We start from the raw sequence: 6,740 nt of genomic DNA, 5'->3' as shown, positions 1-6,740 counted from the left end.
TCGGCCTGGGGCATTTTCGCTTAAAAGCTCAACTCTATTTGACTGGGCTCAAAGCCATGCACCAGCAACTAGCCCAATTCACCGCGTAACATCAGTTAAATAGTTAAACCTAAACGACTGAGTTTTCTTTTACTAACTCGGAAGATGTCTTAGATCCAACCCAAAGCATAGATTGCAGCTAGCTGGAATGAAAAGCGGTGTATAATTGATGGAAAGAGTTACTTTTTTGCTGAATTCGCATAGATCGAGCCTTCAGGTTACGAATGACTGTTGCCAGAATACCCCAATTACTTACGTTATTGCCACAATGAGTTAGTTTGAACAGGTTTATATGATATAAAATAATATATATTTTATATATTAGGCGTTCTACTTTAGTATGGTTCAACGCTAATCAGTTCTACTACTATGATATCGCAGGTTATGCAGGACACCCTCACCGAGAAGCAAGCACTCTTCCTTCAAGTAGCAGTTCACTTGGAGGAGCGCGGGCTTATTATTTCCAGCGAAGACGCTTCGCGCCCGTGGGGTGGTTTTTTTGTGATTGACGAAGGCCAAGCTCAGCATTTTGCGGATATCTTTTTTGATGGCATCTCAATTGAAAAGCTCCGCAAATCCGGGAAGCTGAGCCCCAAGGTGCTGCTGGTAGCGCCCTATCGGCGCCTCTCGTGGCAGTATCACCACAGAAGGGCCGAAATCTGGCAGGTTGTGCAAGGCCCGGTGGGCGTGGCCACCAGTCCCAACGATGAGCAGGGCGAAGTGATAACCCATCAGGTGGGGGAGCGCATTGTGCTGCAGCAAGGCGAACGGCACCGGTTGGTTGGCCTCAATGAATGGGGTGTGCTGGCCGAAATCTGGCAACATACCGACGCCCTGTATCCCTCCGACGAGGACGATATCGTGCGCGTGCAAGACGATTTCGGGCGCTAGGATGCCTTGGTACAAACCAAAAAGGCTACCTCCAGGCCCTGGCATTGCCGGGCGCTGGGGGTAGCCTTTTCAGTTAGAAACGATTGGCTTAGTTGTCCGTTGCATCGGGTTTTGCCTTCTTCAGGGCATCGGCCAAGGTCTGCTGCAGCTTGGCGCCGGAGTCGGCGGGGGCATTTTCGGCTATCTTATATTCCTTTTGGAGGCGTTCCCATTCTTCGATGGGAATGAACACGCCGGTGATTTTGCCTTTCTCGTCTGACAGGTATTTGATGTCCATGGCTGGGGATGGTGAAATAAGGAAACAAGGGGCGCCGTATGATGCGATGCCATCTTACTCGCCAGGGTGATACGTTTTTTCGGCGTTAGCCTTCACGTCCTCGGGGTAAAACCGTACTTCTTTAAAACCGCCATTCGTGTATAGTTCGGCTTGGTCGGTGAAATGCGGTGTGCCGGGGCGACTGCTCTGGCCGCCCGTGACCACGGACCGGGCCTTGATACGTGGCCCGAACTCTACCACGGCCACGAAGCTGTTGCCCACGGCGCCGTAGCGTTTCTTGGTGCCAGGGTAGGCGCGCGCACCAAAGGCCGCCAACGAACCCCAGGACGAAGACGTGAAGGCCACCGGCAGGCTGGGTTTTTGGTCATCGTAGGTTTCCTCAATGTTGCCGGTCAAGCGCTGGAAGCGGTTGATGTCACCCCAGGCAGTTTTCCAGGTGCCAAAGCTGCGCGTGAGGTCGTCCAGCGCTTCGGTTAGCGCGGCTACTTTTTCCTGCGGGCTGGTGTTGGCCAGGGCAAATTTGGTGAAGCTGATGTAGTCCTGCTGCGGCTGTGCGGAGGGCACGCGGGCGCGGGCCTTGGCCAGTAGCCGCTCGGCCCAATAAATGGCCACCGTTTGCGCCACGGAGGTTTTGCTGTAGTTGTGGTTCCAGGCGCGGAGTACCTCAATGGCTTCCGCTACGGATGGAGCGGCGGCTTTCTCGGCCGAAGTGGGCTGGTAAGCCGTGAGCAGCGGCGGCAGCATGTCATCAAAAGCCGTGAGATGCGGGTCGTTGGCGGCGGCAATCAGCGTGTCGAGCGTGAAGCTGGACTTGCGGCTGAGCACGCGCACTGCGTTGAGGCCGCGGTAGTTTTCGGCGTCCGGTGCCATGTATCCGGGGAATTTGGCGGCAGCCGGGCTGCTGGCGCCCGACACGGTGAACGGCGTCGAATTGCAGTTCTGGATGAAGCCGCTGGCCGGGTTATGCACCTGCACCAGCTCGTTCACGCCGTGGAAGCCTTTCCACTCGGTGGCCGGGTTGCTGCCGTCTACCGGCTGGCTCCAGTCGAATTTGGCGTCGCGCTTGGGCATGAAATTGCCGTGCCAGTAGGCAATGCTCCCCTTGCTGTCGGCAAATACCGTGTTGTTGGAAGCGTTGCCGTTCAGCTTCATTACTTCCTGAAAGCTGGCGTAGCCGGTGGCCTTGGTGCGCAGGTACGACTGCTGCAGCGCGGCCAATGGCTCGTTCATCATGCGCACGGCCACCCATTGGTTATCAGACTTCTGGCCCACGATAGGGCCGTGGTGGGTGCGGTACATGGTGTACTCGCGGCGCAGGATTTTGGTGCCGTCGCGGTAGGGCAGCGACACTTTTTCCGCTTTCACCGGCCGCAGCTTGCCGCCGTATTTATAGAAGTAAGCGCCGTTCTTTTTCTCAATGGTTTCGAGGTACTCGTCCATTGAGTCGGCTTGGCTGGACGTGTGCATCCAGCCGCAATTCTGGTTGAAGCCCTGGTACACGAAAAACTGGCCCCAGGTCACGGCGCCGTAGGCGTTCAGGCCCTGCTGGCTCACTATCTGCACTTCGGAGCGGAAGTAGAACGACGTGTGCGGGTTGATGAGGAGCAAGGCATTGCCGCTGGCGCTTTTGCCGGGCGCAATAGCAAAGCCGTTGGAGCCCACTGGCTCCCGTTCCTTCTTCTCAAAATCGGTATTTATCCACGAGCTGGACTTCTTCTGGTTATAAAAGGCTTTCAGCCGCTCAATGCTCACCACGCTGATGTTGCCACCAATGCTGCCCTCGCTGAACATGAGCGGCATCCAGGGCTGGAAGCGGCGCAGCAGCTTGGGCTTCACGGTGGGGTGGGTGGCGAGGTAGTAGTTGGTGCCGGCCGCAAAAGCGTCGAGCAGCTTCTTCATTTCCACCGGCGTTTTCCTGTAGATGGCAATGGCCTGGGTGCTGTCCATGAACAGCCGGGCGCGCAGGTCATGGGCCAAGGCCGCTTCGCCTTCCACCTCCGCCAGGCGGCCAATGGCGTCGAGGTAGTTCATCTCTACGCGGTCAAAATCGTCCTCGCACTGCGTGTAGAGCAGTCCAAACACCGCATCGGCATCGGTCTTGCCATAAATGTGCGGCACCCCGTACGTATCGCGGGTGATGGACACCTGCTGGGCCTGCTGTTTCCAGCTGGCTAGCTCCGTCGCACTGAATTTTTGCGCGTGCGCTGTGAACGCTGTAAACAAGGCAAGCGGCAGAAACAATGGGCGCATAAAGTCTGGAATTGGGGTGATAGACGTTGCGAAAGTAAACGAAAAAGCCCCGGCCGGATGGCCGAGGCTTTAGAACGTTGTAGTTATTCGCTTACGACGAGAACGACGAGCCGCAGCCGCAGGTGCTTTTGGCTTGGGGGTTGTTGAACACGAAGCCGCGGGCGTTGAGGCCGTCCTGAAAGTCAACTTCCATGCCCAGCACGTACATGGCGTGCTTTTTATCCATGATGAGCTTCAGGCCGTCGAGGTCGTAGGTTTCGTCGGCGTCCTTGGCTTTGTCGAAACCGAGCAGGTAGCTCATGCCCGAGCAGCCGCCGCCCTGCACGCCAATGCGCAGGCCGTAGTCGGCGGGCACGTTTTTTTCTTGGATGATATTCTTTACCTCAACCACGGCACGGTCGGTGAGGGTGATGGGGGCGAGGGTAGCAACGGAAGCCATAATGAGGGACGATTTAGAACGAGGTGGAAGACAAAGATACGGCAGGCGCCGGAGTGGCCCGCGGTGCGGCGTCAGGGAAGAAACAGCAGTTGGGGGGCGGTGGTTCACGGCGTAAGTTTGTAGCTTATGTGGTGAGCGTTGGCTTGCCGTACTCCGCCAGCTATTATCATTACAGCAAGCCAGCGCTTCCCTGCTTATGGATTCGACTACCTATTTATTCGACCTCCTGAAAATCATCCTGCCCGCCCTCATCGTGGCCGGCGCCATTTACCTTCTGTTCAAGCAGTTTCTGGAAAAAGAGCAGCAGCGCCGGCTGATTGAGTTGCGGCTGGAAAGCAACAAAACCACCCTGCCGCTCCGCCTGCAGGCCTACGAGCGGGTAGTGATGCTGCTGGAGCGCATTTCGCCCAACAACATATTGGTGCGCCTGAGCAGCGCCGGCCAGTCGGCCCCTGACTTCCACCGCCTGCTCCAGCAGGAAATCCGCGCCGAATACGAGCACAACCTCTCGCAGCAGCTTTACATCTCCGGCGATGCCTGGACCTTGGTCAAAGAAGCCAAAGAAAACGTGCTGACCATGGTCAACCGCGCCTTCCACGGCATCCAGAACCCCAGCCAGGCCCGCGGCACCGAGCTAGCCAAGCGCATTCTGGAGGGCCTGATGATGGACGGTGCCGAACCCACCGCGCAGGCCCTGGCCGTAGTGAAAAACGAAGCCGCCGGACTTTTTTAGGACGAACGTAAAAATCCCCTCCTTACCAAGGAGGGGACATTTCAGCAATGCTGAAATTGGGGTGGTTGAAGTCGTTGAACGACCGCAACCAACCCAATTGGTTCTACACCGCCACGCTCACGGCCTCGATGGCCCGCTGATAGCACTCCTCGTAGAGCGGCACAATCTTTTCCACGGCAAACTCCTCGGCCCGGGCGCGGGCCGCGGCTTTGAAGCGCGGCAGGTTCTCGTCGTCCAAAATGTAGAGGGCATTTTTGACCATATCGGCCACATCGCCGATTTCGCTAATGGTGCCGGTCACGCCGTTCACGTTCAGCTCGGGGATGCCGCCGGCGTTGGTGCTCACCACGGGCACTTCGCAGGCCATGGCCTCGAGGGCGGCCAGCCCGAAACTCTCGTTCTCGGACGGCATCAGAAACAGGTCGCCCACGCTGAGTACTTCTTCCACGGCTTCGAGCTTGCCCAAAAAGCGCAGGTCGCGGTGGCAGTCGAGGTCCCGGGCCAGCTTTTCCATGCGGCTACGGTCGGGGCCGTCGCCCACGAGCAGCAGTTTGGCTGGTATTTGCTTCCGAACGCCACAAAAAATGCGTAGCACGTCCTCCACGCGCTTCACAGCGCGGAAGTTGCTGGTGTGCACGAGCAGCTTCTCGCCTTCGGGCGCGATGGCGGCCCGAAAATGGTTTTTTTCCTGCTTTTTGAAGCGCTGCAGGTCGATGAAGTTGGGGATGACGGTGATGTCTTTCTCAACCGCGAAGTACTCGTAGGTCTCACGCCGCAAATCAGCCGATACCGACGTCACGGCATCGCTCTGGTTGATGCTGAACGTGACCACGGGCTCAAAATTGGGGTCTTTGCCCACCAGTGTAATGTCGGTGCCGTGCAGCGTGGTGACCACCGGAATCTGAATGCCGCGGGCCCGCAGAATCTGCTTGGCCATGAACGCTGCCGAGGCGTGTGGAATGGCGTAGTGCACGTGCAGCACGTCGAGCTTTTCGTTCTGCACAATGTCCACCATCTTACTGGTCAGAGCCAGCTCATAGGGCGGAAACTGAAAGAGCGGATAGGCCGGCACATATACCTCGTGGTAAAAGAGGTTTTCGTTAAAAAAGTCGAGCCGCACCGGCTGGCTGTAGGTAATGAAGTGTACGCGGTGGCCGCGCTGGGCCAGGGCTTTGCCCAATTCTGTGGCCACCACGCCGGAGCCGCCAAACGTGGGATAACAAACGATGCCGATGTTCATAAGAGAGCTAACGCGAAAATGGGCGTCGCGTTCTGCTTAACCAGCATTGTTCCGAATTGTTGAACATTCGGCCTGCAGGATATCGGCTGCGGTTTGGGGCTACAGTTCAAAGAAATACGTGCCCGTAAGCTGCACCACGCGGTTGTAAGCGGCGTCGGCGCCGAAATCGTGGTAAGGAAACTCGGCAATTAAGCCATCGTAGGGCGCCCGGTGCAGGTTCCGCAGCCCCAATTGGTAACCAAGCTGCACTTGCATGGGGCCCTGCCGGTAGCCCACGCCGAAGTTGACGCCCGCATCCAGGCGCCGATTTGGGGTATTAGAGCCAAAATTGATTTTTTCGTCAATATTGTAGCTTAGTGGGCCTACAATACCAGGGCTATTATTAACTCTTATGCCTCGCCGCCGGCCTCCCACGCCCAAAGCCACATAAGGGCCTCCGAACAACTGAAAGTTGCGAACGGAGTAGACTGCGTTCACAGGTAACTCCAGCCAGTTGTACCGGTTGGTGCTACGGGCGGAGGCACCGAATTGATTAAAGAAAAAATTTGTATTGAATTGCTCGCCTTTTTGCGAGAACAACAGGGCTGGCTGCAGAGCAAATTTGCTAAATGCTACTTCCAATACAGCCCCCGTCTGCCAAGAATAAATGGCGGACTTACCAGCTGAGTAGCCAGCGTCAAAAAAGGTAATACCCGTGCTAGCGGCGTCCAGCGTGGTCGTTGCACGGTTGATACCGCCGCGCAGACCCAGCCGGTAGGTTGTTTGGGCCGAAGCCGTGGCCGCACTCAGCAGCGTAATCAGGAGTAGCAGAGAAAAGCTTGGCATCGGAAGGCACGAATAAGTGAGCAATACCACCCTGACCGCCAGCCCT

The 6,740-nt window shown here is 56.9% G+C and carries 7 protein-coding genes; 2 read left to right on the top strand and 5 right to left on the bottom strand.

The window, feature by feature from the left end; genetic code table 11:
- Positions 1-408 precede the first annotated feature (408 nt).
- Positions 409-930 carry a cupin domain-containing protein gene (locus BEN48_RS10245; RefSeq protein ID WP_241502238.1) on the top strand — a complete coding sequence of 174 codons (522 nt, stop codon included), beginning with the start codon at positions 409-411 and terminating at the stop codon, positions 928-930.
- Positions 931-1,018: 88 nt separating this feature from the next.
- Here the strand turns inward: BEN48_RS10245 and BEN48_RS10240 are convergent, their stop codons facing one another.
- From BEN48_RS10240 to BEN48_RS10230, 3 genes are all read right to left on the bottom strand, one after another.
- Complete coding sequence (locus BEN48_RS10240) at positions 1,019-1,207, bottom strand: hypothetical protein (protein WP_070734575.1); 189 nt, start codon at positions 1,205-1,207, stop codon at positions 1,019-1,021.
- Positions 1,208-1,261: 54 nt separating this feature from the next.
- Positions 1,262-3,457 carry a penicillin acylase family protein gene (locus BEN48_RS10235; protein WP_070734574.1) on the bottom strand — a complete coding sequence of 732 codons (2,196 nt, stop codon included), beginning with the start codon at positions 3,455-3,457 and terminating at the stop codon, positions 1,262-1,264.
- A 91-nt stretch (positions 3,458-3,548) separates the two neighbouring features.
- Positions 3,549-3,896, bottom strand: coding sequence for a HesB/IscA family protein (locus BEN48_RS10230; RefSeq protein WP_070729683.1), 348 nt, complete (start codon positions 3,894-3,896; stop codon positions 3,549-3,551).
- A 196-nt stretch (positions 3,897-4,092) separates the two neighbouring features.
- On the opposite strand from BEN48_RS10230, the gene BEN48_RS10225 reads away from it, so the two are divergent.
- On the top strand, positions 4,093-4,629 hold the full coding sequence (locus BEN48_RS10225; RefSeq protein ID WP_070734573.1) for a DUF7935 family protein: 537 nt from the start codon (positions 4,093-4,095) through the stop codon (positions 4,627-4,629).
- 103 nt (positions 4,630-4,732) lie between these two features.
- Here the strand turns inward: BEN48_RS10225 and bshA are convergent, their stop codons facing one another.
- Together bshA and BEN48_RS10215 are read right to left on the bottom strand one after the other, a co-directional pair.
- Positions 4,733-5,869, bottom strand: a complete 1,137-nt coding sequence (gene bshA / locus BEN48_RS10220; protein ID WP_070734572.1) for an N-acetyl-alpha-D-glucosaminyl L-malate synthase BshA — start codon at positions 5,867-5,869, stop codon at positions 4,733-4,735.
- Between the two features lie 99 nt (positions 5,870-5,968).
- Positions 5,969-6,694 (bottom strand): outer membrane beta-barrel protein, encoded by a 726-nt coding sequence (locus tag BEN48_RS10215; protein ID WP_070734571.1) that lies wholly within the window; start codon positions 6,692-6,694, stop codon positions 5,969-5,971.
- Between the last annotated feature and the right edge of the window lie 46 nt (positions 6,695-6,740).

It is taken from the genome of Hymenobacter glacialis, from assembly GCF_001816165.1.
GTDB lineage: Bacteria > Bacteroidota > Bacteroidia > Cytophagales > Hymenobacteraceae > Hymenobacter > Hymenobacter glacialis.
The sequence above is the reverse complement of the archived record's forward strand: the minus strand, read 5'-3'. Positions and strand labels throughout refer to the sequence as shown.

Excerpts from the sequence above, each read along its gene's own strand:
- BEN48_RS10240 (WP_070734575.1), bottom strand. The coding sequence starts at position 1,207 with ATGGACATCAAATACCTGTCAGACGAGAAAGGCAAAATCACCGGCGTG.
- BEN48_RS10235 (WP_070734574.1), bottom strand. The coding sequence starts at position 3,457 with ATGCGCCCATTGTTTCTGCCGCTTGCCTTGTTTACAGCGTTCACAGCG.
- BEN48_RS10245 (WP_241502238.1), top strand. The coding sequence starts at position 409 with ATGATATCGCAGGTTATGCAGGACACCCTCACCGAGAAGCAAGCACTC.
- BEN48_RS10225 (WP_070734573.1), top strand. The coding sequence starts at position 4,093 with ATGGATTCGACTACCTATTTATTCGACCTCCTGAAAATCATCCTGCCC.
- BEN48_RS10215 (WP_070734571.1), bottom strand. The coding sequence starts at position 6,694 with ATGCCAAGCTTTTCTCTGCTACTCCTGATTACGCTGCTGAGTGCGGCC.
- BEN48_RS10230 (WP_070729683.1), bottom strand. The coding sequence starts at position 3,896 with ATGGCTTCCGTTGCTACCCTCGCCCCCATCACCCTCACCGACCGTGCC.
- bshA (WP_070734572.1), bottom strand. The coding sequence starts at position 5,869 with ATGAACATCGGCATCGTTTGTTATCCCACGTTTGGCGGCTCCGGCGTG.